The organism is Halanaeroarchaeum sp. HSR-CO, assembly GCF_024972755.1.
Classification (GTDB): Archaea; Halobacteriota; Halobacteria; order Halobacteriales; family Halobacteriaceae; genus Halanaeroarchaeum.
Genome location: NZ_CP087724.1, coordinates 343,319 through 369,931, shown reverse-complemented (window position 1 = coordinate 369,931; position 26,613 = coordinate 343,319). Strand labels below are relative to the sequence as shown.

The 26,613-nt window shown below is 65.8% G+C and carries 19 protein-coding genes and 1 tRNA gene; 11 read left to right on the top strand and 9 right to left on the bottom strand.

What is annotated here, in order from left to right; translation table 11 throughout:
* Nucleotides 1-86: 86 nt before the first annotated feature.
* Complete coding sequence (locus HSRCO_RS02000) at nt 87-1,631, top strand: PAS domain-containing sensor histidine kinase (RefSeq protein WP_259518722.1); 1,545 nt, start codon at nt 87-89, stop codon at nt 1,629-1,631.
* Here the strand turns inward: HSRCO_RS02000 and msrA are convergent.
* The gene (msrA, locus tag HSRCO_RS01995) at nt 1,628-2,155 is read right to left on the bottom strand and encodes a peptide-methionine (S)-S-oxide reductase MsrA (RefSeq protein WP_259518721.1); all 528 of its coding nucleotides are present in this window, start codon (nt 2,153-2,155) and stop codon (nt 1,628-1,630) included. The two genes, HSRCO_RS02000 and msrA, sit on opposite strands and share 4 nt — an antisense overlap.
* Nucleotides 2,156-2,274: 119 nt before the next feature.
* On the opposite strand from msrA, the gene acnA reads away from it, so the two are divergent.
* A complete protein-coding gene (acnA, locus tag HSRCO_RS01990; protein WP_259518720.1) occupies nt 2,275-5,055 on the top strand; it encodes an aconitate hydratase AcnA in 2,781 nt (926 codons plus the stop codon).
* A 179-nt stretch (nt 5,056-5,234) separates the two neighbouring features.
* Here the strand turns inward: acnA and HSRCO_RS01985 are convergent, their stop codons facing one another.
* The 3 genes from HSRCO_RS01985 to HSRCO_RS01975 all read right to left on the bottom strand — a co-directional run bounded on the left by HSRCO_RS01985 (nt 5,235) and on the right by HSRCO_RS01975 (nt 9,968).
* The gene (locus tag HSRCO_RS01985) at nt 5,235-7,694 is read right to left on the bottom strand and encodes an RND family transporter (protein WP_259518719.1); all 2,460 of its coding nucleotides are present in this window, start codon (nt 7,692-7,694) and stop codon (nt 5,235-5,237) included.
* Nucleotides 7,695-7,698: 4 nt separating this feature from the next.
* Nucleotides 7,699-9,375, bottom strand: a complete 1,677-nt coding sequence (locus HSRCO_RS01980) for a COG1361 S-layer family protein (RefSeq protein WP_259518718.1) — start codon at nt 9,373-9,375, stop codon at nt 7,699-7,701.
* 296 nt (nt 9,376-9,671) lie between these two features.
* On the bottom strand, nt 9,672-9,968 hold the full coding sequence (locus tag HSRCO_RS01975; protein WP_259518717.1) for a hypothetical protein: 297 nt from the start codon (nt 9,966-9,968) through the stop codon (nt 9,672-9,674).
* A gap of 112 nt (nt 9,969-10,080) precedes the next feature.
* Between HSRCO_RS01975 and HSRCO_RS01970 the strand changes: the two genes are divergently transcribed.
* The 3 genes from HSRCO_RS01970 to HSRCO_RS01960 all read left to right on the top strand — a co-directional run bounded on the left by HSRCO_RS01970 (nt 10,081) and on the right by HSRCO_RS01960 (nt 12,412).
* On the top strand, nt 10,081-11,310 hold the full coding sequence (locus HSRCO_RS01970; RefSeq protein ID WP_259518716.1) for an MBL fold metallo-hydrolase: 1,230 nt from the start codon (nt 10,081-10,083) through the stop codon (nt 11,308-11,310).
* A 66-nt stretch (nt 11,311-11,376) separates the two neighbouring features.
* Nucleotides 11,377-12,282 carry an alpha/beta hydrolase gene (locus tag HSRCO_RS01965; protein WP_259518715.1) on the top strand — a complete coding sequence of 302 codons (906 nt, stop codon included), beginning with the start codon at nt 11,377-11,379 and terminating at the stop codon, nt 12,280-12,282.
* A gap of 56 nt (nt 12,283-12,338) precedes the next feature.
* Nucleotides 12,339-12,412: transfer RNA gene (locus HSRCO_RS01960), tRNA-Lys, on the top strand.
* A gap of 752 nt (nt 12,413-13,164) precedes the next feature.
* Here the strand turns inward: HSRCO_RS01960 and HSRCO_RS01955 are convergent.
* The 3 genes from HSRCO_RS01955 to HSRCO_RS01945 all read right to left on the bottom strand — a co-directional run bounded on the left by HSRCO_RS01955 (nt 13,165) and on the right by HSRCO_RS01945 (nt 18,142).
* Nucleotides 13,165-14,826 carry an ATP-binding protein gene (locus HSRCO_RS01955; protein WP_259518714.1) on the bottom strand — a complete coding sequence of 554 codons (1,662 nt, stop codon included), beginning with the start codon at nt 14,824-14,826 and terminating at the stop codon, nt 13,165-13,167.
* 132 nt (nt 14,827-14,958) lie between these two features.
* Nucleotides 14,959-17,202, bottom strand: a complete 2,244-nt coding sequence (locus tag HSRCO_RS01950) for a PAS domain S-box protein (RefSeq protein ID WP_259518713.1) — start codon at nt 17,200-17,202, stop codon at nt 14,959-14,961.
* 247 nt (nt 17,203-17,449) lie between these two features.
* Nucleotides 17,450-18,142, bottom strand: a complete 693-nt coding sequence (locus tag HSRCO_RS01945; RefSeq protein WP_259518712.1) for a DUF4013 domain-containing protein — start codon at nt 18,140-18,142, stop codon at nt 17,450-17,452.
* A 667-nt stretch (nt 18,143-18,809) separates the two neighbouring features.
* Between HSRCO_RS01945 and HSRCO_RS01940 the strand changes: the two genes are divergently transcribed.
* Entirely contained in the window at nt 18,810-19,271 is a 462-nt protein-coding gene (locus HSRCO_RS01940) for a hypothetical protein (RefSeq protein ID WP_259518711.1), read from the top strand.
* Nucleotides 19,272-19,314: 43 nt separating this feature from the next.
* Nucleotides 19,315-20,574 (top strand): PQQ-binding-like beta-propeller repeat protein, encoded by a 1,260-nt coding sequence (locus tag HSRCO_RS01935; protein ID WP_259518710.1) that lies wholly within the window; start codon nt 19,315-19,317, stop codon nt 20,572-20,574.
* Nucleotides 20,575-20,618: 44 nt separating this feature from the next.
* On the opposite strand, the gene HSRCO_RS01930 is transcribed toward HSRCO_RS01935, so the two are convergent.
* On the bottom strand, nt 20,619-20,822 hold the full coding sequence (locus HSRCO_RS01930; RefSeq protein ID WP_259518709.1) for a hypothetical protein: 204 nt from the start codon (nt 20,820-20,822) through the stop codon (nt 20,619-20,621).
* 161 nt (nt 20,823-20,983) lie between these two features.
* Here HSRCO_RS01930 and HSRCO_RS01925 point away from each other — a divergent pair, with 161 nt between their 5' ends.
* Nucleotides 20,984-22,318 carry an MFS transporter gene (locus HSRCO_RS01925; RefSeq protein ID WP_259518708.1) on the top strand — a complete coding sequence of 445 codons (1,335 nt, stop codon included), beginning with the start codon at nt 20,984-20,986 and terminating at the stop codon, nt 22,316-22,318.
* 14 nt (nt 22,319-22,332) lie between these two features.
* Here the strand turns inward: HSRCO_RS01925 and HSRCO_RS01920 are convergent, their stop codons facing one another.
* On the bottom strand, nt 22,333-22,500 hold the full coding sequence (locus tag HSRCO_RS01920) for a hypothetical protein (protein WP_259518707.1): 168 nt from the start codon (nt 22,498-22,500) through the stop codon (nt 22,333-22,335).
* A gap of 118 nt (nt 22,501-22,618) precedes the next feature.
* Between HSRCO_RS01920 and HSRCO_RS01915 the strand changes: the two genes are divergently transcribed.
* The 3 genes from HSRCO_RS01915 to HSRCO_RS01905 are packed head-to-tail and all read left to right on the top strand — an operon-like array spanning nt 22,619 to nt 26,611.
* Entirely contained in the window at nt 22,619-24,019 is a 1,401-nt protein-coding gene (locus HSRCO_RS01915; protein ID WP_259518706.1) for an NAD(P)/FAD-dependent oxidoreductase, read from the top strand.
* A gap of 55 nt (nt 24,020-24,074) precedes the next feature.
* Nucleotides 24,075-25,082 (top strand): phytoene/squalene synthase family protein, encoded by a 1,008-nt coding sequence (locus HSRCO_RS01910; protein ID WP_259518705.1) that lies wholly within the window; start codon nt 24,075-24,077, stop codon nt 25,080-25,082.
* Nucleotides 25,079-26,611 (top strand): NAD(P)/FAD-dependent oxidoreductase, encoded by a 1,533-nt coding sequence (locus tag HSRCO_RS01905; protein ID WP_259518704.1) that lies wholly within the window; start codon nt 25,079-25,081, stop codon nt 26,609-26,611. The genes HSRCO_RS01910 and HSRCO_RS01905 overlap by 4 nt, the downstream gene beginning before the upstream one ends.
* Nucleotides 26,612-26,613: the final 2 nt, after the last annotated feature.

The following is a 26,613-nucleotide window of genomic DNA, read 5'->3' as shown; positions in this document are numbered from 1 at the left end:
CCACATACTCCGGCACAGCGGTTCCCCCTCCGCCCCCACAGTGAGGGGCACATCATGGTCGTGGCACAACACCCCGTACTCGTACAATGAAGAGTCTGAAACGGCGCCAGATCGGCTGGAAAGCCACAGGCAATCTGCTCGTCGTCTTCGCGTTACTCACACTCAGCGTCGGGAGCTCGCTCTGGATGCTCAGTGGTCGCGGCGGTGTGACCGGCTGGCTCCAGCAGTTCCTCGTGGCCGTCGAGTTGATCGGTCTGGTCGCCATCGCCGGGATGGCCTACTACTTCCACGTGCAGGTGCTTCGCCCGCTCGACGAACTCACCACCGACGCTGCCGCCGTCGCCGAGGGCGACCTCCATCGCGATATCGTGGCAGTGGATCGCAACGACGAGGTCGGCTCGCTCACCCGGTCGGTCCGGGAGATGCGCGATCAACTGCTCGACCTCGTCGAGGAAGCGCGGACCTTCCAGCGAGCGGTCGAAGAGACGGGCCACTCGGTCATCATCACCGATAGTGACGAGACCATCCAGTACGTCAACCCGGCCTTCGAGCAGAACAGCGGCTTCACCGAAGCGGAGGCGCTGGGCCGCACGCCACGCATCGTGAAATCCGGTGCGACGGACGACGCCGTCTACGCGGAGATGTGGGAGACGCTCGAACGGGGCGAGACCTGGCGCGGCGAACTGATCAACCAGAACAAGGCCGGCGAACGGCGGTACATCCGGATGACCATCTCGCCCATCGAGGGAGCCGACGGTAGCATCGACCACTACGTCTCGATCGGCGCGGACGTGACCACCCACCGACTCCGAAATCAGGTCCTCGAGGTCTACAACCGGGTCCTCAGGCACAACCTCCGCAACCGGCTGAACGTCGTCGTGGGAAACGCCGAACTCGTCAAAGATACGTACGCTAAGGAGGTCGGGGCCCTCGCCGACGCTGTCGCCGAGTGGCAAGACCGAGACCGCTCGGCCACGAACCCGGAACCGGAGACCGACAGAACGCTCCAGGACATCGCGGCCCGTCTCGAGGACCTCGCGGAGCGAATCCGCGATCACACCAGCACGGTCGCCGAATCTGCGAGTCGTCTCGAGGCCGTCAACGAGAAGGCTGGCAAGGCCGAGCAGATCACCCAGGTCACCGAGGGGACGAATCGCCACAAGCCCCTCGACGAACATCTCGAGCAGAAATGCGGGATGATCGCGCGGGCCTACCCTGAAGTCGACGTATCGATCTCGGTGCCGGATTCGACGACTGTCCCGGCGCCACAGTCGCTCCGGACGGCCATCTCCGAGTTGATCGAGAACGCGATCGAGCACAACGACTCGGCCCAGCCACACGTGGCCATCTCGTTGTCGGTCGGAGCCGATCGCACCGTGATCCGTGTCGAAGACGACGGTCCCGGCATTCCGGACCACGAGAAGGCGGTCCTCCGCGAGGGCGAAGAGACGCCACTCGCCCACGGGAGCGGTCTCGGTCTCTGGCTCGTCTACTGGATCGTCACGATGAACGGCGGTCGGCTCGAGATCAGCGACAGCGAACCGCGAGGGACCGTGGTCGAAATCGACCTGCCGAAATTCACCGACGCGTCCAGGAAGGGCGACATGGCGCCCGTACCGGCGAACGACTAAGCAGTCGCGAACTGCTCGCGTACCTTCTGAACCTTGGGTTCGGCGTACACCGAACAGTAGCGGTCGTTCGGGTTCTTCTCGTAGTAGTCCTGATGGTACGCCTCGGCCTCGTAGAACTCCTCGAGCGGTTCGACCTCGGTCACGATGGAGTCGCCACCGTACGCCTCCTCGGCCACCAGATCCGCGATGAATCGCTCGGCTGCCTCGCGTTGCGCTTCGTCGTGGGTGAAGATGGCCGAGCGATACTGGCTCCCGACGTCGGGTCCCTGTCGGTTCAGCGTCGTCGGGTCGTGGATGGTGAAAAAGACCGCGAGGAGGTCCTCGTAGGAGACGACAGCGGGGTCGTACTCGATCTGGACGGCTTCCGCATGGCCCGTCTCTCCGGTGCAGACCGCGTCGTATGTTGGGTCGGCGACAGAGCCACCGCAGTATCCCGAGGTGGCCGACAGAACGCCGTCGAGTTCCGTCATCGCGGCCTCGATACACCAGAAACAGCCACCGGCGAGCGTCGCAGTTCGAGTCATTACCTCCAAATACGGGGGCGACGGCAAAAGGGCTACCGACGACGCCCGCGGCGACCCTCGGTCGATTCTCCAGGATAAATTAGCATCATTCAAGGGGACGTGGTGACCTAGGAACAGTAATGCCAGAACCGAACCCGTTTGGTGCAATCCGCGACATCGAGATCGACGGATCGACCTACAAGATGGCGGACCTCTCCGCCCTCGAGGAGGAAGGCATCATCGACGATGCCGACAAGCTCCCCGTGAGCATCCGCATCCTCATCGAATCCGTCATCCGCAACGCGGACGGCGACATGATCACCGAAGAAGACGTCGCGAACGCCGCCTCCTGGCAGCCCGACGTCCCCGACCACGAGGTACCCTTCACCCCATCGCGTATCGTCCTGCAGGACCTCACCGGGGTTCCGGCCGTCGTCGACCTCGCCGCCCTCCGCTCGGCCGCCGACCGCAAGGGCGTCGACCCGAACGTCGTCGAACCCGAGATCCCCGCCGACCTCGTTATCGACCACTCCGTCCAGGTCGACTACTACGGCTCCGAGGACGCCTACCAGAAGAACGTCGAGATCGAATACGAGCGTAACGCCGAACGCTACAAGGCGATCAAGTGGGCCAACGAGGCCTTCGACGACTTCAGCGTCGTCCCGCCGGGAACCGGTATCGTCCACCAGGTCAACCTGGAGTATCTCGGCCAGGTCGTCCACGAGCGCGAGGACGGCGGCGACGAGTGGCTCCTCCCCGACACCCTCGTCGGCACCGACAGCCACACCCCGATGATCGGCGGCATCGGCGTCGTCGGCTGGGGCGTCGGTGGCATCGAGGCCGAAGCCGCACTGCTCGGCCAGCCCATCACCATGAAACTGCCCGAGGTCGTCGGCGTCAAGCTGACCGGCGAGATGCCCGAGGGCGCCACCGCGACCGACCTCGTCCTCCACGTCACCGAGAAGCTTCGCCAGGTCGGCGTCGTCGACCGTTTCGTCGAGTTCTACGGCCCCGGCGTCTCCGAGTTGACCGTCGCCGACCGGGCCACCATCTCGAACATGGCCCCCGAACAGGGCTCGACCATCAGCATGTTCCCGGTCGACGAGGCCACCCTCGACTACCTCGAACTCACCGGGCGCGACCCCGACCACATCGACGTCGTCCAGGAGTACCTGGAGGCCCAGGGCCTCTTCGGCGAACAGAATCCCGAGTACACCGAGGAGGTCGAACTCGACCTCTCAACCATCGAGCCCAGCCTGGCCGGCCCGAGCGAACCCGACCAGCGCATCCCGATGGGCGACATGCGCACCCACTTCCGGGGGCTCGTCGAGGAGGAGACCGACTACGGCGAGGCCGACCCCGAAGCGCTCAACCGCTGGCTCGAGAACGGCGGTGCCGCCCCCGACGTCGAGGAGGCCGACGAACTGCCAGTCGGCGACCTCAACGAGAAGTACGAGATCGAGATGCCCAACGGTCGGACGACCGAGTTCGGCCACGGCTCCATCGCCGTCAGCGCCATCACCTCCTGTACCAACACCTCCAACCCCTCGGTGATGATCGCTGCGGGCCTGCTCGCCCGTAACGCCGTCGAGGCCGGCATCGACGTCCCGCCACACGTCAAGACCAGCCTCGCGCCGGGCAGCCAGGTCGTCACGGAGTATTTGAAGGAGTCCGAACTCCTCGACGACCTCGAAGCACTCGGCTACCACGTCGTCGGCTACGGCTGTACGACCTGTATCGGGAACGCCGGACCGCTGCCGGACCCCGTAGAGGACGTCATCGACGAACACGACCTCTGGGCCACCAGCGTCCTCTCGGGCAACCGTAACTTCGAGGCGCGCATCCACCCGAAGATCCGCGCGAACTACCTCGCCAGCCCACCGCTGGTCGTCGCCTACGGTCTCGCCGGGCGGATGGACATCGATCTCGAAGAAGACCCGCTGGGCTACAACCCCAACGGCGAACCCGTCTACCTCGAGGACATCTGGCCGGACCAGGACGAGGTCCACGAGATCATGACCGACTCCGTCCACAAGGAGATGTTCCAGGAGAAGTACGACTCCGTCCACGAGGGCGACGAGAACTGGAACGCACTCGACGCGCCGACCGGCGACGTCTACGAGTGGGACGAGGAGTCCACGTACATCCGCGAGCCGCCATTCTTCAAGGACTTCCCCGTCGAGAAGCCCGGCGTCCAGAATATCGAGGACGCGCGCTGTCTCATGACCCTCGGCGACACGGTCACGACCGACCACATCAGCCCGGCCGGACCGTTCAGTACTGAAGTTCCCGCCGGCGAGTGGCTCCAGGAGCAGGGCGTCGACCCCGCCGACTTCAACACCTACGGCTCGCGCCGTGGCAACCACGAGGTCATGATGCGCGGGACCTTCGCCAACGTCCGCATCGAGAACGAGATGCTCGACGGCGTCGAGGGCGGCTACACCGTCCACCAGCCGACCGGCGAGGAGACCACCGTCTTCGAGGCCTCGGAACGCTACCGCGACGATGGGACGCCGCTTGTGGTCCTCTCGGGCACCGAGTTCGGGACCGGCTCCAGCCGCGACTGGGCCGCGAAGGGCACCGACCTCCTCGGCGTCCGTGCCACCATCGCCGAGAGCTACGAGCGCATCTACCGCGACAACCTCATCGGCATGGGCGTCCTCCCGCTGCAGTTCGAGGACGGCGACTCCTGGGAGTCCCTCGGACTCGACGGCGACGAGGAGTTCGCCATCCACGGCCTCGAGGACGGCCTCGACGTCGAAGACGAGCTTCACGTCGAAGCCGTCGACGACGACGGCGAGGTCATCGAGTTCGACGTGACCGCACAGGTTGGCACGCCCGCCGGCGTCCAGTACATCGAGAACGGCGGCGTCCTCCACCTCGTGCTCCGCCGGATGCTCCAGGAAGAACTCGACGCGTAATCGCGTTTTACCCGCTACGACAGCCCGACTCCGTTCGGTCGGTTGTGGCCGTTCACCGGCCGTCCCAGTCGGTATTCTTTCGTTCGATGGCAGTCAGTCTCCGGTTTCTCGACTGCGAAGGGGATCGTCCGCCGTCGCGGTGTCGGTCCGAACGGTCGCGGCGGCCCCGGCACCCCACCTTAGATTCCCAGCCCTGGCGGGGCGTATCGGTCCCAGACGACGATGAGCGACGGGACGAAGAAGATGGCCGAGAGGTAGGCGTACAGGACGCCGAGCGCGAGCAGGATACCGAAGTCCTGGATGAGCGGGATGAGCGCGAGATAGAGGACGCCGAGCCCGGTCACCGTCGTCAGCATACTTCCGGTGAGCGCCCCACCGGTACCGCGGACGGTGACCCGCAGGGCCTCCGCGAGGGGCGTCCCGCGCTGATACTCGTCGACGAACCGATGGGTGAAGTGGACCGTGTAATCCACGCCCAGCCCGATGGAGACCGAGAGGATCGGCGCGTTGATCGGCGTCAGCGGAATGTCCATGAGTCGCATCGTCCCGACGAGGACGCCGACGGTCACGAGCACGGGAAGGAGGTTGATCATCCCGTACGCGAGCCGTCCTTCGAGGAGCCGGTAGGTGACCACCAGGAAGACGGCCGTGAGGAGGATGGCCGCGAACAGGCTGCGGATCGCCGACTCGAGGAGGGCGTCGATGACGGCCTCGTTGACCGCGAGCTGACCAGTGACGACGGCGTCCAGGGGGCTGCGGTCGGCGATGGCCTGCGCGTCGGCGACCGCGGTTCCCCCGTCCACATCGGCACCCTCGATGGTGAACTCGACGATGGCGCTGCCGCGGTCGGCCGCCAGATAGTTGCGCGCCTGGTCACTCCGTGGAGAGTCCAGGAGGGCGTCGTAGACGGCGTCGACGTCGCGGTCGGGCACGCCAGTCCCGAGCCGATCGCTGGTAGCGACGAGCCGGCCGAACTCCTCGTCCGCCGTGGCGTACTCCTCGATGACCGTCACGACGCTGGACGCACGCGCGGTCCCGTCCGGTGCGCGGGCGAAGCTATCCGGTGGGTTGTGCGTCGTCCGGTCCAGCAGTTCGAGGGCGTCGTCGTCCCGGACGGATTGATCGACGTACAGCGTCACCGAGTTGAACTGCCCCTGGTCGAAGTCATCCGCGAAGATGTCCAGAATCTCGATGAAGGTGTAGTCGGTCGGCGAGAACGGTGCCGGGAACGACTCGTAGAGTTCGATCCGGTCCTCGGTGGGGAAGAAGGCCTCCTGGGAGAACTCCGTGTCCACCCCTGTTCCGTAGCCGCCCGCCACGCCACCGCCCACCAGGACGACGATGACGACGATGACGGGGGCGATCCGGGCGAGGTCGACACCGACGAGCTGGATCCGCCCCAGCAGGGAGCCGCCTTCCCCTAGCGGGGTGGTATCGAAGCTCGGGATCGGCAGTCGCTCGCGCCAGCGGTCGACCAACACCTTCCCGGCGGGGAGAAAGCCCCCGAAGATGACGAACGTGAAGACCATCCCCATCGCGGCGACCAGCCCGAAGTTCCGCGTCGAGGAGAGGGTGCTCGTCAGGTTCGCGAGGAGACTCACCACCGTCGTGACCATCACGAGGAAGAATGCCACGAGCAACTGGTCGGTCGTCGTCCGCATCGCCGTGTCGATGTCGCTCCCCTCGAGGCGTTCCTCGCGGTAGCGGTTGATCGTATGGATGCCGAAGTCGATACCGACCGCGAGCAGGAGCGGGAACACCGTCACGAGCGAATCCGAGAAGGGGATATCGGCGTACCCCATGAAGCCAAAAGTCCAGAGCATCGTCATGACCAGCGCCACCAACCCGAGACCCATGTCGATGGGGTCGCGATAGGCGATCAGCAAGAAGACGAGGATGAACGCGAGCGCCGCGGGGAATACCACGATCGACGTGTCGGTGAGCAAGGCCGTGATCTCCTGCTCCAGGATGCCCTGGCCGAAGAGATACGCCGTCTCGCCCATCTCGTTGCCCGGCACGCCGTCGAGCACCGTAACCGAGCGCTGTTGCAGCGGGGTGACTTCCGCGGTCCCGGCGCTTTCCGGGAGGTCGTAGGAGACGACCACGAGGGCGGTCCCGGCCCGCTGGGCAACGGGGCGGTAGTCGGTCGAGAGCTGTCCGGCGAGTCGCCCGCTCTCGTCGGCCCGTTCGATGGCGGCGGCGAGCTGTGAGGGAGTCGCGGACGCGACGGCCCGACGCTGCTCGGCTGGCGTCTTCGCGGTGGGATCCAGTTCGCTGGCCACCACGTTGGCGTGGCTCCGGGTCGATTCTACGCGGAGTCCCGCCCGCGTCTCCAGTCGGTGCTGTGACTCGAGGATTCGTTCGAGCGCGGGGCGGGACAGCACGTTATCCCCCTCCACGAGCAGCTGGGCGGTGCGCGGGGTCTCGCCAACGCTGGCGCCGAACTCCTCGTCGATGTCCTCGAGGGCCTGCTGGGCGGGCACGTCCTCCTGGAACTGGTCGCCGCCGGCCTGGGTCTCGATCCCGCCGAGGCCGCCGGCGGCGACGGCACTCACGAGCAGGAACGCGACGACGACCAGCAGCGGTCGCTCCGTCACCCGATCGTCCACCCAGTCGATGGCGCCGTCGAGACCACTCATCGGGTCACCGGCGCCGGTACCAGACCGCGCCCCCGATTGCCAGCGCCACGACGAGAGCAGCGCCGATGACGATCATCGTCGTCGATGGTCCCTCCGACTCGACCGGTTCGGTCACGTCGAGCGGGTAGTCGTAGGCGTCTGAGATCCGGTCGTTCCGTCCCTCGTCTTCGTACCGGAAGTCGAGTTCGAGCGGATAGGTCTTCTGCGTCGCGGAACCAGCCGCCTGGACCTCGAGGATCACCTCCCTGCTCTCGCCAGGTTCGAGTTCGTCGATGTACGCCTCTTCGTCGACGACCGTGATCGGGCTATCGGCGTAGAGATTCGCCCGAATCGAGGAGAGAGTCTCCGGTCGCTGGTTCGTCACGGTGAAGACGAGCTGTTTCGATTCGCCCGCGGAGACTGTCGCGTTCTCGGCCTCGACGGCGAACTCCGGAGTCCGGGGTTCGATCGTGACTCGGTCACGCAGATCTGCGGTGCGGACCCCGTCCCCGGCATCGTACTCGACGGTGAGCGCGACCTGTCGTGGGCCGGCGTCGGCCTGCCCGCCGACGTCACCCGTAAAGGAGATTTCGGCCGTCTCGTTCGGGGCGAGGTCGGGAAGTGCGTACCGGCGCTCGTCGATACTGACCCGATCGCTGATCGGTTCGATGACGACGACCGCAGCCGTCACCGGCAGTGGACCCTCGTTGCGGACCGAGCCGGTGATCGCTCCCTCGTAGCCAACCTCGAGCGAGCCCGAGACGTTCTCGAGAGCGAAGGACTGCTCGGAAAGGGGGAAGACACCGGTTCGGGCCGTCGGCGCGGTCTGCTCGAAGCCGTCTACGTCGGTGTACTCGACCGTCGTCTCGAGGACGTACCCACCCGCCGCGAACTGCTCGCTCACCGAGGAATCGAAGGTAACAGTTCGGTTCTCGCCAGGATCCCAGTCGCCGACGTAGCCGATGGCCGCCTCTCCGGTGCCGATCGTTACCCCACCGCCGACGCCACTCGCGGTGACCGACGCCGAGCGTGCCACCTCGTCACCGGTGTTCTTCAGCGTGGCCGTCACCTCGCCGCTGTCGCCGATCTGGGCGTCCGTCTCGGCGTCCACGATCTCGAAGCGGGGTCCGTCGTCCACGACGATCGTCACCGACAGCTCCTCGTCAGTCGTCCGCTCGTCGACGACGTTGCCGTTCGGCGAGACGAAGGTCGTGTAGGTGTACTCGACCTCGAGATCGACCTCGTACTCGCCGGGTTCCACGTCGTCGGGTATCGAGAGACTGACCGGGACGGTCGCCGCTTGCTGGGTCGAGACAGTCCCGACCGGGACCGTTCCGGACTCGACCTCGATGGCGTCGTCCGACGCCTCGGCCTCGACCGACACCGCTCGGGCGTTCGTCACCCGCGGTTGGGGGGAGGACCCGCCGAGATCATAGCCGCCCTCGTTGAGGAGGCCGACCTCGATGGTCGGTGTCGTTCCGGGGCGGACGACCGGGTCGGCGAGGACGGCCACGAGATCCGGTGACCCCCTCGCGTACGAGCCGGTCTGCGCGACCACGTCGCTTTCGAGAGCGGCCGTTTGCGTGGAACTATCTGGAGGTGACGGTGCCGCGAGACCGACCCCCACGGCGAACTGCGCACCCACGACGGAGAGAGCCACGACGGCGATCAGTCCGAGCGCCGAACCTTTCGGGGCACTCACGAATGATCACCCCGCGTTCGGACGATCGATGCCACGGCAGATCGGAGATGACGGGGAACCATACCGAATTGCTCCGCATCCATGGCCAAATAAGTGCGCCATTCGGCGAATCGATTGGGCAACCGCAGCGAGCGGATCGTACGACTGATTGGAGGGCAGGTCCCAGCCGCACGCAGTAACAGAACCTGCGTACCCCCGAACTCGGTCTCCGATCATCGCGGTTTCACGCACGAGCACCACGAATCGGCGGGGAGCGGTCGGCCGACCACCCACCCATCGGTGTCCGGATCCGCCGCTCAGAAGGACACGTCGTCCTTGGATTCGGTGCCGGCTTCTGCCAGTTCGCCGCCCCGGTCGTCGTAGAATTTGCGTCCGATGTACTGGTCGCCGAGGTTCCCGATGATGGTCGTGAACAACTGATCGGCGGAGTCGTATTCATCGTGTCCCACGTCGTCGATGGTGGTGGCGATCGTGATAGAATCCTCGTCGTCCGGGGCGTCGATCTCGATCGAACCGACCTGCGCGAGGACCGCATCGCTGTCTATCGGATACGGCAGTTCTTCGAGGGCCTCCGGGAGCGCTTCAAGTTCCATGATAGATATTGTCAATCAAACACCGTAACCTTGGCGGTCACTGGCTCGTCTCGTCCGACGAAGGCGACGTGAAGCGGGAGACACAAACCGGGTGGCGAACAATGGCGGGTAGATGGAGGTACGGTTCCTCGGCGGGGCACGAGAGATCGGGCGCAGTGCAATCCTCGTCGACGATTCGCTGCTCCTGGATTACGGCATGAGCGGCGGCAACCCTCCGACCTACCCGCCCGACGTCGACCCCGACGCCGCCGTCGTCTCCCACGGTCACCTCGACCATGCCGGCATGGTGCCGGCGTTGCTCAAGGGAACGCGTCGACCGCCGGTCCACTGGACGGCCGCGACGCGGGACCTCACTTACCTCCTCGCGGAGGACACGTTGTCGATCCAGGGCGACCGCTTCGATCAGCCCTTCACCCGGGCCGAGATCGGCGCGATCGGCGAGGTCTCGGTCACCCACGCCTACGGCGAACCGTTCAAGGCCGCCGGCTACGAGGTCACGCTGTACGACGCGGGCCACATCCCCGGGAGCGCCCACGTCCTGGTCGACGATGGTGCCACCCGTCTGTTCTACACGGGGGATTTCAACACCGAAGCCCAGCGTCTCGTCGAACCGTCGAGGGACCGACCGGCGGCCGACGCGGTCATCGTCGAGAGCACCTACGCCGACGTGACCCGTCCGTCGCGGGCGTCGATCGAGGAGTCGTTCGTCCGCGCGGTCTCGGAGACGATCCACCGCGGCGGCACCGTGGTGGTTCCGGCGTTCGCCATCGGTCGCACGCAGGAGATGATGCTCCTCTGTGAAGCGAACGACCTCGAGTGCTACGTCGACGGCATGGGGATCCGGGTGACGGAGCGGCTGCGACACGCCCCCGAATCCCTCCGGGATCCAGCGGCGTTTCGGCGGGCCAGCGGCCACGCCCGGTTCGTGACGGGTCGAGACGGCCAACGCCGGCGAATCGCCGACCAGAACACCGTCATCGTGACGACCGCCGGGATGCTCGCCGGCGGGCCGGCGATGACCTACGTCCCAGCGGTCGCTGGAAACCCGACCAACCTGATCGCGATGACGGGCTACCAGGTCGAAGGGACGCCTGGCAGGGACCTCCTCGACACCGGGAGCGCCGAGATCGATGGGCGACGGATGCCCGTCAGCGCTCGCGTCGAGCAGTTCGACTTCTCCGCTCACGCCGATAGGGATGGTCTGCTGGAACTGCTCGAATCGTATCCTGGGGCGACGATCCTCGTCAACCACGGCGACCAGTGCGAGCGCTTCGCCGCGGCCCTTCGCGAGTCGGGGTACGGGGCGGGTGCACCTGCCCGCGGTGAGGTCGTCTCGCTATGACCACCGAATTCACCGCGGCCGAGGAGCGCCGGAGCGTTTACCGCCCCGGCGCCCGAACTGTCAGGTATGACACGGATAGAGACGGTAGCGTTCACGTCCGGCCGCTCGGAGGTGGCCGGGACGCTCTTTCACCCCGAGGACACAGAACACCCGCCGGTCGTCGTGATGGCCCACGGCTTCGCCGCCCGGAGAACCTGGGGACTGCCGGCCTTCGCCGAGCGGTTCGCCGACGCGGGAATCGCCGCACTCGCGTTCGACTACCGCGGGTTCGGCGACAGCGGCGGTGGGCCCCGTCGTGTGGTCTCCGCCCGGAAACAGCGCGCCGATTACCGCGCTGCCCTCGAGTACGTCCGCTCCCGGGACGACGTCGACGGAGACACCACCGCACTCTGGGGGATGTCCTACAGCGGAGGGCACGTCCTCGCCCTCGCCGCCACCGAAGACGTCGAAACGGTCGTCGCGACGGTCCCGTTCACCGACGGACTCCACGTCGCCGGTCACGCGATCCAGCACGGTGGCTGGGAGTACGTCAGGGGCATGACGGCAGCCATCGCGAACGACGCCAGGCAGATCCTGTTTCGACGCGACCCACACTACGTTCGGGTCGTCGGCGAGAGCGATCGGGACGACTTCGCCGTCCTCGCCACTCCCGGATCGCTCGAGGGGTACGAGACGATGATTCCCGAGGCGGAGCGGGCGGAGTGGCCGAACCGGACCGCCGCCCGCGTCCTCGTTGAGATTCCGTTCAACCGACCGGTCTCCCGAGCCCCGAGCGTCGACGTCCCGGTCTTCGTCCTCGAGGCGACCGACGACCAGATCGTTCCGGGAGCGGCCATCGACCGCCTGGTGGACGCTCTCGACGACGTCCACCGGGTTCGGCTGCCGGCCGGCCACTTCGAGTCGCTGGTCGGGGCGGTCTCGCCGGAGGTCGCGGCCAAACAGGCGCGATTCCTCCGCGAGCACCTGCAGTGAGTCTGGTGACTCGGAAGGAAAGCGTTTAACCTCAGTCGTCCGGTGTTTACACGTACGGGCCGGTAGCTCAGTTCGGCAGAGCGTCTGGCTTTTAACCAGACGGACGGGGGTTCAAGTCCCTCCCGGCCCGCTTTGCTCCGAGCACTTCCGCGAGGAGCGACGCGGCCAGGGACTTGAGCCCGACGAGACGCAGCGCGAACGGGGTGAGCGACCGTCTCGGCTCGGTTCAAGTCCCTCCCGGCCCGCTTATCTCCCACTTTTTTACTTGCTACGAGAGGCGCTTTGCGCCTCTCGGCATGACGAAAGCCGCTTTGCGGCTTACGAACCACCTCGGGTGCGCTTCGCGAACCACTCGTCGCAAAAACCTGGACTAAAAACGTCCCGCGACCGCGGTGCGGTCGCGGTGAGTCCATCCCCCCCCCCCCAAAAGGCGAAGCGGCCAAGGACTTGAGCCCGACGAGACGCAGCGCGAACGGGGTGAGCGACCGTCTCGGCTCGGTTCAAGTCCCTCCCGGCCCGCTTCTCCTCCACTTTTTTACTTGTTACGAGAGGCGCTTTGCGCCTCTCGGCAGTGCGGAAAATCGAAGATTTTCCGCGTGCAGTCGGAAACACACGGTTTCCGACGACATGACGAAAGCCGCGGAGCGGCTTTCGAACCACCTCGGGTGCGCTTCGCGAACCGCGTTCTGCTCACGGCGACGACCCCGCCGTTCGCACATCCCGAGGGACCGCCGGTCCCTCGCGACTCGGAAAAAACCTGGACGAAAAACGTCCCGCGACCGCGGTGCGGTCGCCGTAGGCATACCGGCGGACAACCCATCGAACAGCCACCACGTGAGGCTATTCCGAACGGGCCCACCCCGCACGGTGAACCGCTGGGTCTCAGTCGTCCGCCAGCGGCAATCTGATGACGAACACCGCACCACGCGGTTCGTTATCCGCTATCCACACCTCGCCACCGTACTGCTCGACCAACTGAACGACGAGATAGAGCCCGATCCCGGTCCCCGAACTGTCGAGACCCATCTCTCCTTTGCCGAATACCTCCGTTTTGCGACCGTCGGGGATTCCCGGACCGTCGTCGGCAATACGAACGGTCGCCGTCTCCCCGTCGACGCTCGCCGACACGGTGATCGTGGGCTCATCGTGATCGTTGTGCTGAACGGCGTTGTGAAGGACGTTCTGAAACACCGAAGAGAGCATCTCGTTGGCCTGGACTGACACGGACCGGTCCGGCAGCGTTACGTCGACCTCGACTTCGGGATACGACTCGCGGAGAGACTCGATTTCGACGGTCAGTGACTGCTGCAGATCGACCGGACGAAGGTCTGGCTCGTCGGCGTTCGTCAGTGCCTCGACGAAATCGCGTGCGACGGTGGTGATCTGAACGACGTGTCTCGCGGTCTCGCGAATGCGTTCGAGCGCGTCCCGGCCGTCCGCATCCACGTGGTCTCTCACCTGTTCAGACCACCCGAGGATCACGTTCATGTCGTTGCGGATGTCGTGGCGAACCACGCGATTCAAGACGGCGAGTTGCTCGCTGATACGCTCGAGTTCGGCCTGGTGACGTCGAGTGTCGGTGACGTCGTTCAGGACGACGAGCCGACTGGTCACGGTCTCGTCCGTCCCGAACGGCATCGTCGAGACGTGATAGTACTCAGTTTGACTGTTTCGATCGAGGGTTACGGTGTCAGTACCATCATCGAGGGCGGCTGCGAGTGCCGGGGCGGCGGTCTCGAGCGGGTCGCCAACGCCAGACGCCACCGCCGGGAAGAGGTCCCTGGCGGCCTGATTGTAATCGCGAACGCAGCCGTCGAGATCGACGAAGAGCACGGGATCGTCGATGTCGCCAGCGAGCTGTACCGCCTGGAAACGCTCGAAGTAGAAAAAGAGGACCCCGATCGCGAAGGCTGCGACGCCGATCGGCTCGTAGGTGACCGCCAGCAGTGACGGGTGGACGATCGCGATCAGGTCCATGGAGACGGGGAGGGCGGTCAGGGCTACGAGGATCGCCAGCGGCCGAGTGTTGGTGCCGGCGTGGTGGAACATCTCGAGAAGCATGAAAAAGCCGATCGCCGCCAGTACGTACGATAGTCCCAGGACCACCCAGTAAAGCGGACCGTACTGAACGGCGAGATGCTGGAAGGGCGTCGAGGCTGGCGCTGCGGTGAAATACAGATTGTGGATTGGATTGGTGAGTTTCGAACCGACGACGGCGAGATAGACCGCAACCGCGACCCAGCGAAACGGTGCGCGTCGCGGGGGCCTGGCAGTGTAGGCCGCGGCAAAGTAGACCCACGCTCCCACGGCGGTGAATGCCCCCACCAGCCCGAAGACGTAGATCCACTCGGCAATTCTCGGATTCGGTACGAGGAAGTATCCGGCGGTTGCGGCGGCCCACAGCCCGGTCGAAACGAGTAATCCGGTCATCCCGATACGAGTGTCCTCGTGTTCGATCTGTCGTGCGCGAGGCACGCTCGCGAAACTCGCCAAGGCGGCGGCGACGAACAGTCCGACGTGTGCGAGATAGAGCAGGCTCGACATCCTCGTCTCAGACCCTCCGCTTACCGCGGTCCATCACGGTGTCCGAAAGCGGCGCGATCGTCCTCCAGACAGCGGGTCGACACATATCCCGGCGATTCGAATGCGTCCCGAGAAAGCCTTTCCCTCCGATATTCACGACTGAGAATCCGATTCGTCGAACGCTACCCCGCTGATGTCCACACGCGCGCCGCCGGTTGCACTCTCGCCCACCGAGACGGTCCAGTCGTGAGCCGAGGCGAGCAGCTTTACGATCCAGAGGCCGAGACCGGTACCATCGTCACTGGTCGTGACGCCACTATCGAGGACGCTTTTTCCCGACAGCGCCTCGAATCCCGGTCCGTCGTCGGCGACGTAGAACCCGTCCGCGGTCGCCCCGACAGTGACGGTGACCGACTCGTGACCGTGTTCGCCGGCGTCATCGCGAACCTGCGAGTGAGGGTTCGTGGGGCCATGCTCTACGGTGCCTTCGGGAGGTGACGACGCTTGGGTCGCCGAACCGTGTTCGACTGCGTTCCGGAACAGGTTCTCGAGGATCTGTTGGAGCGTGGATTCGTCGGCCAGGATTCGTCGAGATACTCCGACCGAGAGGGACGCGTCGGCCGTCTCGACGGTCTCCCAGCCCCGGTTCGCGGCGGTCGCGAGTGAGACCGGCGTGGGATCGACCGCGCGGTCGCCCTCCCGGGTCACCAACAGCAGGTCCTCGATCAGCGACCCCATGCGATCGAGGGCGCGACTCGCCGGTGCGAGATGATCGCAGTCCTCCGTCCGCCGTGCGAGTTCCACACGGCCGTCCGCAACCGTCAGGGGATTGCGCAGGTCGTGGCTGACGACGCTCGCGAACCGATCGAGGCGGTCGGTCTTCCGTTCGAGTTCGCGCTCGTACGCCTTGCGGTCGGTCACGTCGCGCTGGATCGCGACGAACTTCTCGACGGTCCCGTCGGCATCCGTGATCGGAGCGATCGTCTGGACGGCGTGATAGCGCTCCCCCGTCGCGGTCTCGTTGACGACCGACTCCTCCCAGGTCTCGCCCGCAGTGACGGACGCCCACAGGCTGTCGTAGTACGCCGCGTCCTGAACGCCCGATTTGAGGATGCGTGGCGTGCGGCCCACCGCGTCTGCCGCCGCGTAGCCAGTCAGAGATTCGAAGGCCGGATTGACGTACTCGATCGTTCCGTCGGCGTCGGTCACGTAGATAGCGTGGCCCGCCACCTCGACGGCGAGCTTGAACTGCCGGAGTTCCCGCTCCCGCTCGATGCGGTCGGTGACGTCCCGCTGCGTGCCGAGATAGCGGACCAGTTCCCCCTCGGTATCGTAGACGGGGGTGACCGTGAGTTCGTTCCAGAAGGGGGTCCCGTCGGCCCGGTAGTTACGGATCTCGACCGTGACCGATTCCTCCGCGTCGATCGCCGAACGGAGCGTCGCGACGGTCTCGGAATCCGTCTCCGCACCCTGGAGGAACCGGCAGTTGCGGCCCTCGGCCGTCTCCGCGTCGTAGCCGGTCAGTTCCTCGAAGGCATCGTTGACGTAGACGATCGGATTGTCGGGGGCCCGCGGATCCGTCAGGACGAGCGCCGTGTGCGCCTTGTCGATGGCCCGCCGGAGGAGGGCCCGCTCGCGCTGTTCGGCCTGCCGTCGGGATCGATCCGCGTTGACGGCGACGAACCCCGTGATCGCCCCCGCGTCGTCCGTAATCGGAGCGATCGTCTGGTCGACCGGGTAGCGCTCACCCGACTTGCGCCGGTTGGTCAGTTCGTGTTCGACGATCTCGCCGTCGAGGATCGTCTCCCAGAGGCCCTCGTAGAACGGTGTGTCGTGTTCGCCCGACTTGAGGATCCGGGGTGTTCGGCCGATCGCCTCGTCGGCCGCGTACCCAGTGATCTCCTCGAAGGCGGGGTTGACGTATTCGATGGTCCCATCGCGATCGGTGACGAGAATGGCGTGGCCCGAGGCCTCCATCGCGCGCTCGTACCGGCGTCGCTGGCGCTGCGCCGCTGCGGCGTCGATGGCATTTGCGAGTCGATTGGCCAGCACCTGGTACTGGTCGGTGCCGACCCCCTTCTGGAGATAGTCGGTCACGCCTGCCGCGAAGGCATCGCTGGCGACCTCCTCGCTGCCTTTGCCGGTGAAGAGGACGACGGGGAGAACAGGCCACCGTTCTCGGATCGCCTCGGTAACGGCGATTCCGTTCATCTCGGGCATGTCGTAATCGGTGAGGACGGCGTCGAAATCGGTCGTGGAGAGGCGCTCGAGCGCCCGGTCCGGGTTCGTCTCGGTCGTCACGGAAAACCGGGTATCGATACGCTCGAGGTGTGTCCCGGTGAGTTCCGAGAGACGGGGGTCGTCGTCCACGTGCAAGACCCGAAGAGAACCCTTCATTCGACACTGATTTCGTGTCTATCACAAAATGTATTTCGATAATAGAAATTATTGCTACCAATACACAAGAAATATTCGGGGTGCTGGAGGGCACACCCTGAACGGCCCGAATGCCCCGAACAAGCCGAAGGCTCGAGCCCGACGAGGCGAAATCGGCGGCAGTGAACGACCGTCCCGACTCGGCCCTCCCGCCGAGCGGCAATTCCGGGTGACCGTGACGAACGCGTAGAATGGGAGAGGAGGGGGCTCAGACGGCGACGTCCTCGTCCCGCGGTCGAGTGATCGCACCCGTCGATTCGAGGGCCTGGGCGAAGCCGCCGGCCCAGAGATCCGCAGCGACCACGGCGGCGTAGAAGCTGACGAACGGCGTCAGTATCCAGCCGACCAGCGGGATCGCGCTGACGATCCCCGCGACGACGAAGATCACCACGGAGACGAGCCAGGCGAGAGCGTACTCCCGGTCGACGGCGACCGTCCTGATGACGTCGAAGTCGAATCCTGCGCCGAACACCCCCTCCCGTGCGAAGTTGACGATCGCAATGACCGTGAGATACCCGAACACCAGCGCGAGGAGCGCCGACAGGGAAAATCCCAGCCACAGCCCACCCGCCCCGGCGGCCGCGCCAGCCTCCGTCCCTGTTGCGAAGGCCAAAATCGAGCCGCCCACGGTGAATCCCGCGACGAGCAACGGGACGAGCATGTAGACGAGACTGATGATCCACGCCTTCACGCCGTCGACGAGGAGGTCGCCCCAATCGTCGAAGGTCGGCGGCTCGGTGGCCTCCGAGAGCGTTCCACGGATGACCCGCACGAGGTAGCCGTAGACGATGAGCAGTGGGACGATCAACACGCCCAAGAATGTCAAGACCCCGCCGATGAGAATGGTCTTCAGCCAGTTCTCGGCCTCCATCGGGGAGGTGATAGATCGTTGGATGTCCATGGTATATGTTCGGGGCCCAGTACCGTTGTAATGCGTCCTGTGTCGAAAATAAGAACGACTTACCCGAGTGCAGCATCCAGCAACCGTCCTGAAATGGGACACGTTGCCCCGACACAATCATCTCGACTATTCGTTCGATATTGGCACGAAACAGTGAATGTAACGGAATATTATTTCCGATAGTGGAGTACATACGTCAGATTATTCTCGTCAATTGGTCCAGATACTGCACGTCTCTCCCCTAGAGGGCATTATACGTACGGAAACAGACTCAATGCATTACAACACCTAGCTCAAAGCGCTTATTACTGACCGTTCACAGCGATAAATTGCAATGAAGTCAACGAACGTATGGCCTTTGGCCGGAAAAGTGAAACGCAAGCGCGCGTCGATCGAAGAGGACGGAGAGGGGGTCTGACCGAAAACAATATCCACGGCCAGTTCCCTCGAAGATAGCCAGAGCGGTCGACGGTACCGTAGACCGACCAGCCATATGGGACCTCACCACCCCGGAACCCGCCGGTTTCGGGGTATTCTCCGAGAGTCGCCAGACGAGTAGCGGAACGATCGACGGGACCAGGGGCGGCGTTGGGCAGGTGCGGCCGTGCCGATCTCGGCCAGGCAATTGCGCCGAGAGACTGATACGGCAGCAGGTCGACCGGCCCACATGGGCACCTGGCCGTCCCTCCGCCACGTCCTGCTCGGTCGGGACGTCGCGGTCGGCTTCGCCGTCGTCCTCGCCTTCTACGGCCTCCGATACGTCGGGTTCCCGCCCGTCCAGATCCCCGCCTATCTCATCATCGTCGCATACGACGTCGTCGAGAGACTGCTCCCGTTCCTGACGCCGTACCACCCCGTCGGTTTCCCGCTCTTCATGTACCTCCTCGCCGTGGCCGGTGCCAGTGCTGGGCGGGTGGTCCGGTCGGATGAGGAGGGAGGCGATGCCGTGGTTCGTGCAGTCGGCAGGGTCTTTTTCGTCCTCGCAGCGCTCTCCTTGCTGTTCGGCGCCTCCGTCGGCGGTCCGGTCCTCGTACCGGGCGGGAGGCCCACACCACTGGCGGTCACGGGAGCAACGGGCATCGCGTTGGTCGTAGCTGGCTGGTGGCTGCTCGCGAGGGTCGGTTCCTGAGGCGAGCCAAACTCTATACTGCTCCGGTGCGGACTGACGAGGCATGACCGAACGGCTCTCGCGTCGAGACCTCCTCGCGACCGTCGGCGTCGCCGCGACCGGCGGGGTCGCCGGCTGTCTCTCGCGTGTCCCGTTCACCGGTCGCTCGATCGACGAGGATGGGCTGCCGGCGTCGACGACCGCCACGACGGAGTTCCGCGGGGACCTCCACCGTCGAGGGGTCTACCCCGACGCCACGATTCCGGAGGACCCAACCATCGAGTGGGCGATCCGGGACGTGAACACCGGGGACCACACCGCCGCGAAGGCCAGTCCCGTGGCGATCCCCGGTGGGGACGTCCTGATCGCCGGCGACACCGGAGAGATCCGACGCGTCACGCCGGACGGCGAGGTCCGCTGGACCGCCGCCGTCGACCCGACGAGTCGAGGCATTCACGGCACACCAGCCATCGCGAACGGGACCGTGTACGTCGGCGCCTACGACGGCGCCCTCTACGCGTTCGACCTCGACTCCGGCGATCGGTTCTGGCGCCAGAAACTCGGCGACGCCATCGGCTCCAGTCCGGGCTACCACGACGGCGTCGTCTACATCGCCGTCGAGTACGCCGTGCCGAGCGGCGCGATGTTCGGGGTGGACGCCGTCACGGGCGAGGTCGTCTGGGACGACCATCGACCGACCGACCACCCCCACTCGACGGCCGCCATCGACCTGGACGCGGGCCGGCTGGTCGTGGGATCGAACGACGGCGACCTCTACGCGTGGACGTACCCCGCCCGCACGTTCGACTGGCGATTCTCGACTGACGGGGCGATCAAAGGCCCCATCGCGACCGTCGACGGGAGCGCCATCTTCGGGTCGTGGGACGAGCGGGTCTATCGAGTCGACCTGACCGATGGGGCCGAGGTGTGGTCGGTCGACACCGGTGGCATGGTGATGTCCGGCCCGGCTATTGAACCCGCGACCGAGACCGTCTACGTCGGCAGTCACGACGGGAATCTCTATGCACTGGATCTCGCCACCGGCGACGAACGGTGGCGATTCGACGCCCAGGGGCGGATCATCGGCTGCCCGACGGTCACGGCCGAGCACGTTCTGGTAGGGTCCTACGACCGGCACTGCTACGCGGTGGACAAGAAGCGCGGCGAGGAGACCTGGCGGGTCCAGGGAGTGGGACGGGTATCGAGCACGCCGCTCGTGGCCGACGGCGCCGTCTACTTCGCCGACCGGGCATCACCGGCATTTCTCGATGACGGTTCGGGACGGAGCGGCGGCCTGTACAAAGTCGGTCCCATCGCCGACTGACTGCGGGAGAACCGGCTCTCTCGGCGAGGAACGGCAGACCGGCGTTACTCGACGAAGTGTGAGAGGTAGAGCAGTCCGACCCCGATGCCAATGGCGGCGAGGGTCCCGAGAATCTGGAGGGCCATCACGGCACCCCCACCGGTGTACTGCCAGGGTTGCGTGAGGAGGGTCGCCAGCGAGAGCAACACGACGAACGCGCCCGCCACCGTGCCGACGCCGTCGAGACGGTCGCGAATCGGGAGTTCCATACGCCAGTGCTGGACCAGGGCGCTACTAAGTGTGGCGGAACGGGGCCGGGGATGGGCGTCGGAGGATCGGGGTCGGGGATGGGCGTCGGAGGACCGGGGTCGGAGGATTCGCGTCGCCGGTGGGGCAACCGTTTTGCCACCGTCTGTCAAATGCTCCCACGATGGAGGACGGCCGGTTCCGGGACCTCGTCAGACGGGCGCTCGCCCTGGAGCGGGACGTGCTGGTCCTTTCCGTCGCGATGTTGTTGTTCAGCCTCTCCTTCCAGATGACGAGCCGCTACATTCCCCGGTACATGCAGGTCCTCGGCGCTGGAGCGGGTGCCATCGGGCTGTTCGGCAGCGCGACGAATCTTCTGAGCGCGTTGTATCCGTATCCGGGCGGGGCCGTCTCGGATCGGATCGGGTCGCGGGCCGCCCTGACGGGGTTCGGCCTCGCCTCGACCATCGGGTTCGTGGTGTGGCTCGTCGCCGAGTGGTTCGGCACCGTCACGATCCGGCCGCCCTCGCTCCCCACGGTCGACGTCTTCGGCGTGCCACTCGGTGGCACTGCGAGTGAACCGATCGTGCTCCCCATCGGCATCTTCCTCGGTCTGGTGCTCACCCAGGCCTGGAAGTCGCTGGGACTCGGCGCGACGTTCGCCATCGTCAAACAGAGTGCGGGTCGCGAGGCACTCGCGACGGGGTTTGCCAGCACGGAGACCTTTCGCCGACTGGGGTTCCTCCTCGGGCCGTTGCTCGCCGCAGGCGTGCTGGCCATCGTTGCCGACTTCCCCACGGGCTTCGGCGTCATCCTGGCCATCGCCGCAGGATTCGCTCTGGTCGGGACGATCACCCAGCACGTCCGCTACGACCCGAGCGCGGACACCGTCGGCGCATCGTTCGAGGGGCTCTCCACCATCCTCGCGGACCTCCGGTCGATGCCCGCGCCGCTACGACCGCTGCTGGTCGGCGATACGCTCGTCCGATTTGCCAACGGGATGGTCTACGTGTTCTTCGTCATCGTCGTCACGGACTACCTGGCGGTCGGATTCAGCCTCTTCGGGCGGACGTACTCCCCGGAAGCCTTCTTCGGGGTCCTGCTCGCGGTGGAGATGGTGGTCGCCCTGCTCACGATGATCCCGGTCGGTCGACTCGCGGACCGATACGGGCACAAACCCGTCGTCGCCCTCGGGTTCGCCGTCTATGCACTGTTCCCGGTGTTGCTGATCCTGGCCCCGGCGAACGCCGCGGTCATGGTCGTCCTCTTCGCCTTCTCGGGGCTGCGGTTCGCCGGGCTTCCGGCGCACAAGGCCCTGATCGTCGGGCCCGCGGCGGCGGGCGCGGGCGGGCGCGTGACCGGAACCTACTATCTGCTCAGAAACACCATCGTGATTCCGAGTGCGGCTATCGGTGGATTCCTGTACGCACAGAGCCCGACGGTCGCCTTCGCCACGGCCTCGGTCGTCGGCCTCCTCGGAACGGGGTACTTCCTGGTGTTCGGGACGGAGATGGCGTAGGTTCGGTGGGCGGCCTACGTGCTCGACGTCAGCCCCTCGGCCCATCCCTCCGCGCCGCAGTCGACACACCGGACGAAGGTCCCCTCGTCGTAGTGGTCCAGTTCGACGCGGTCGGACCCGCAGTTGGGACACCGCAAGAACGCCGCCCAGTCGTAGTAGCCACCGCGAGTTCGGTTACCCATGTGAGAAGCTACCGGCGCGCGGACCAAACGTGTTGTGTGGGCCCGACGGGTCGCGGCTATCCCGGCAGCGGCGGTCCGGTATCGAAGGGTGTTTGTTCGTGCTCGGCGCAATACTGGTATGACCCACGTTGCGGTTATCGGTGCGTACGGCAGTGCAGGTGTGGTCGTCGCCCAGCAACTCGCGGACGACCCGACGATGGAGATAACGATGATCGACGACGGCGACCCGGGCGGCGGGCTCTGCATCCTCCGCGGGTGCATGCCGTCGAAGGAGGTACTCTCGGCCGCCGAACATCGTTTCGCCGCCAGACACGACGAGCGACTCACCGGCGAGGTCCCCGACGTGGATCTCGAGCAGGTCGTCGAACGGAAGAACGAGCATACGTCGAACTGGGCCGGTCACCGCCGCTCGGCCACCGAAGCACTCGCCGAGCGGGAGAACGTCGAGTTCCTGCAGGAGACCGCTCGTTTCGTCGACGACCGGGTCCTCGAGGTTGGCGACCGGGTTCTGGAGCCGGATTACGTCGTCATCGCGACCGGATCGACGGTCAACGTGCCCCCCATCCCGGGCATCGAGGACGTCCCGTTGCAGACCAGTGCGGACGTCCTCGATTCGACGAGTTTCGGCGACACCGGCCTCGTCATCGGGATGGGCGTCATCGGACTGGAACTCGTCCCGTACCTCAGTGAGGCGGCAGACATGGACCTGACCGTCGTGGAGATGCTTCCGGGGCTCCTCGGCCAGGCCGACGACGAATACGGCGAGGAACTCCTCGCGTTCTATCGGGACGCCTTCGACATCGACGTCTTGCTCGACGCCGAGACGAACGAGATAGAGACCACGGCCGCCGGCGGGGTCCGGATGACGGTCACCCACGAGGGAGCGACCCACGAGCTCGAGGCCGACGACGTGTTCGCATTTACCGGGCGCAAACCCGCCCTCGACGGTGTGGGCATCGAGGAGACGGCCATCGAACCGGGGCCCGGCTGGGTCGACGACACGCTCCGAGCCGTCGACGACGAGCGCGTCTACGTCGTGGGGGACGCCAACGGCCGCCAGCCCATCCTCCACGTCGCCAAAGAAGAGGGCGCTCACGCCGCGGCGAACATCCAGCGTGACGTCGCCGGCGAACCGCTGACCGAGTACGACCCGACCCATCACTACGTGATCTTCTCCGGCCTCGGTGTCCTCCCGTTCGCGCGGGTCGGTCACACCGGCGAGTCGGCTCGCGAGGCCGGCTACGACCCCGTCGTCGTCTCTACGGATGCGGCAGACGACGGCGTGTTCAAGGCCAAGAACGTCCCGGAAGGGTTGGCCACACTGGTCGTCGCCCGAGACGGGACCGTCCTGGGCTACCAGGGGCTCCATTACCACGCGGACGCGATGGCCAAGACTATGCAGATCGTCGTCGAGATGGGCCTCGACGTCCGCGATCTGCCCGACCGGGCGTACCACCCCACGACACCCGAAATCCTCGATGGCCTGTTCAAAGACGCCGCGGCACACCTGGACCACTGAGGTCCCCGCCTCAACCCAAACACTCATATTTTTTGCTACCGTTTGATATGTCAACGTGAATCAGCCACGGCCAACGAAGAGTCACGTCGCCAGGAGCCGGGCGATCCAGCAACAAACGGGCGCCACGTTCCACGTCGCGACGCGCGTACTTCCCGACCGGGCGCGTCATCCGACGTACGTTCTCTACGCGTTCTTCCGGATCGCAGACGAGGTGGTCGACGACCCGGGGGATGCCACGCCCGCGGAGCAACGCGACCGTCTCGAGACGATACGGGCGACGGCGAAGGGCGAACGCGACACCGACGATCCCGTCCTGCTCGCCACGAACCGCCTCCGCGAGGAGTACGGCATGGACGACGCGGAGATCGACGTCTTCATCGACAGTATGCTCACCGACGTCGAGACCAACCGGTACGAGACCTACGAGGACCTCGAGGCGTACCTTCGGGGCTCCTCTGTCGCCGTCGCCGAGATGCTGATCGACGTCATGGCGCCGGAGCTTCCGGCGGCTGCGCGACCGCACGCGAAGGCCCTCGCCGAGGCCTTCCAGTTGACGAACTTCATCCGGGACGTCAGCGAGGATATCGATCGGTACGATCGAATCTATCTCCCGATTGCCACGTTCGAGCAGTACGGCGCCTCCGAGCGTGAGGTCCGCGAGAAGGTGTTCACCCCCGGGGTCGCCGCGGCGGTCCTCCACGAACTCGAACGCGCGGAAGAACGATACCGGACCGGCGTCGAGGGGATCCCGTACCTGCCCGAGGACGTCCAGTTCGGCGTCCTCCTCTCGGCGGTCCTCTACGCCGAACACCACCGGTTGATCCGGCGCCACGGCTACGACGTCCTCTCGAACCATCCGGAACTCTCGTGGCGCGACCGACTGCGTGCCGTCGCGAGGACGGCGCTCCACTGGCAGATTACGAAGGATCCGATAGTGACGTTCGAACGGGCGAGTGCCATCCCGAAGGAAGGGAAGCCAGCGGGGAGCTCTTCGACGACCAGCGGGCCGCTGGGACCCGTTTCGAAGTCGGTCGCCGATACGCTCCTGCGGTGGTCGCCGTGACCGACGCCAGCGGCACCGATATCGTCGTCGTGGGCGGCGGGTTCGGCGGGCTCTCGACCGCGAGCTATCTCGCCGACGCCGGGGCCGACGTGACGGTCCTCGAGAAGAACGGGCAACTCGGCGGCCGTGCGGGAACCATCGAGGCCGACGGGTTCCGATTCGACACCGGGCCGTCCTGGTATCTGATGCCGGACGTCTTCGAGCGCTTTTTCGGCCACTTCGACCGGGCACCCTCCCAGTACTACGGGCTGAAACGCCTGAATCCGCACTATCGCATCTTCTTCAAGGAGGACGTCGGCCCGGACCCCCGTGGCGACCCGCCGGGGCTGTCCGCGGGGCCATCCGGCGACGTCGTCGACGTCACCAGCGACCTCGACCAGCTAGAAACGCTCTTCGAGGCCTACGAACCCGGCGCTGGCGAGACCTTCCGGGAGTATCTGGCGACCTCGAAGGAGAACTACGAGGTGGGGATGGAGCATTTCGTCTACGAGGACCGCTCCAGGCTCCGGGACTTCCTCGACCCCCGGCTAGCGGTGTACGCCCGCGGGCTCAGCCTGCTCGGCTCCATGCAAGACCACGTCGAGTCGTACTTCGATCACCCGAAACTCCAGCAGATACTGCAGTACACGCTCGTCTTCCTGGGCGGGAGCCCGAAGAACACGCCGGCGCTGTACAACCTGATGAGCCACGTCGATTTCAACCTCGGCGTCTTCTACCCCGAGGGCGGAATGCACAGCGTCGTCGACGGGATCGCCGCGCTCGGCGAGGAACACGGCGTCACCTACCACACCGGTGAGCCGGTGACCGCCATCGAGGGAGCCCGTGGCGGGTTCTCCGTCCGGACGGAGTCCGGTGCGTACCCGGCCGATGTCGTCGTCTCCGACGCCGATTACGCACACACCGAACGCGACCTCCTCCCCCCGGAGAAGCGACAGTACGCCGATTCGTACTGGGAGTCGCGGACCTACGCCCCCTCCGCGTTCATGCTGTATCTGGGCGTCGAGGGCGAGGTCCCGGATCTCGAGCACCACACGCTCGTGTTGCCGGGCGACTGGGACCCACACTTCGAGACGATCTTCGAGGACCCGGCCTGGCCGGCGGACCCGGCGTACTACGTCTCGGTCACCTCCCAGACGGACGACACCGTCGCCCCGGAGGGTCACAGCGCCGTGGTGATACTGGTCCCCATCGCTGCCGACCTCGAGGACGGTCCGGAACAGCGGGCGGCCTATCGGGAGCAGATCCTCGCAGACCTCGCCGAACACACCGGCACCGACCTCCGCGACCGCATCGTCCTGGAGCGGACGACGAGCGTCGAGGACTACCGCTCGCAGTTCAACAGCGAGGCCGGCAGCGCGCTCGGGCTGGCCCATACGCTCCGCCAGACCGCCGTCTTCCGCCCCTCGCACCGATCGTCGGCGGTCGACGGGCTGTACTTCACCGGTTCGTACACCACGCCCGGCATCGGCGTCCCGATGACGCTCATCAGCGGCGAACACACGGCCGAGTACGTCCTCGACGACCTGTGACC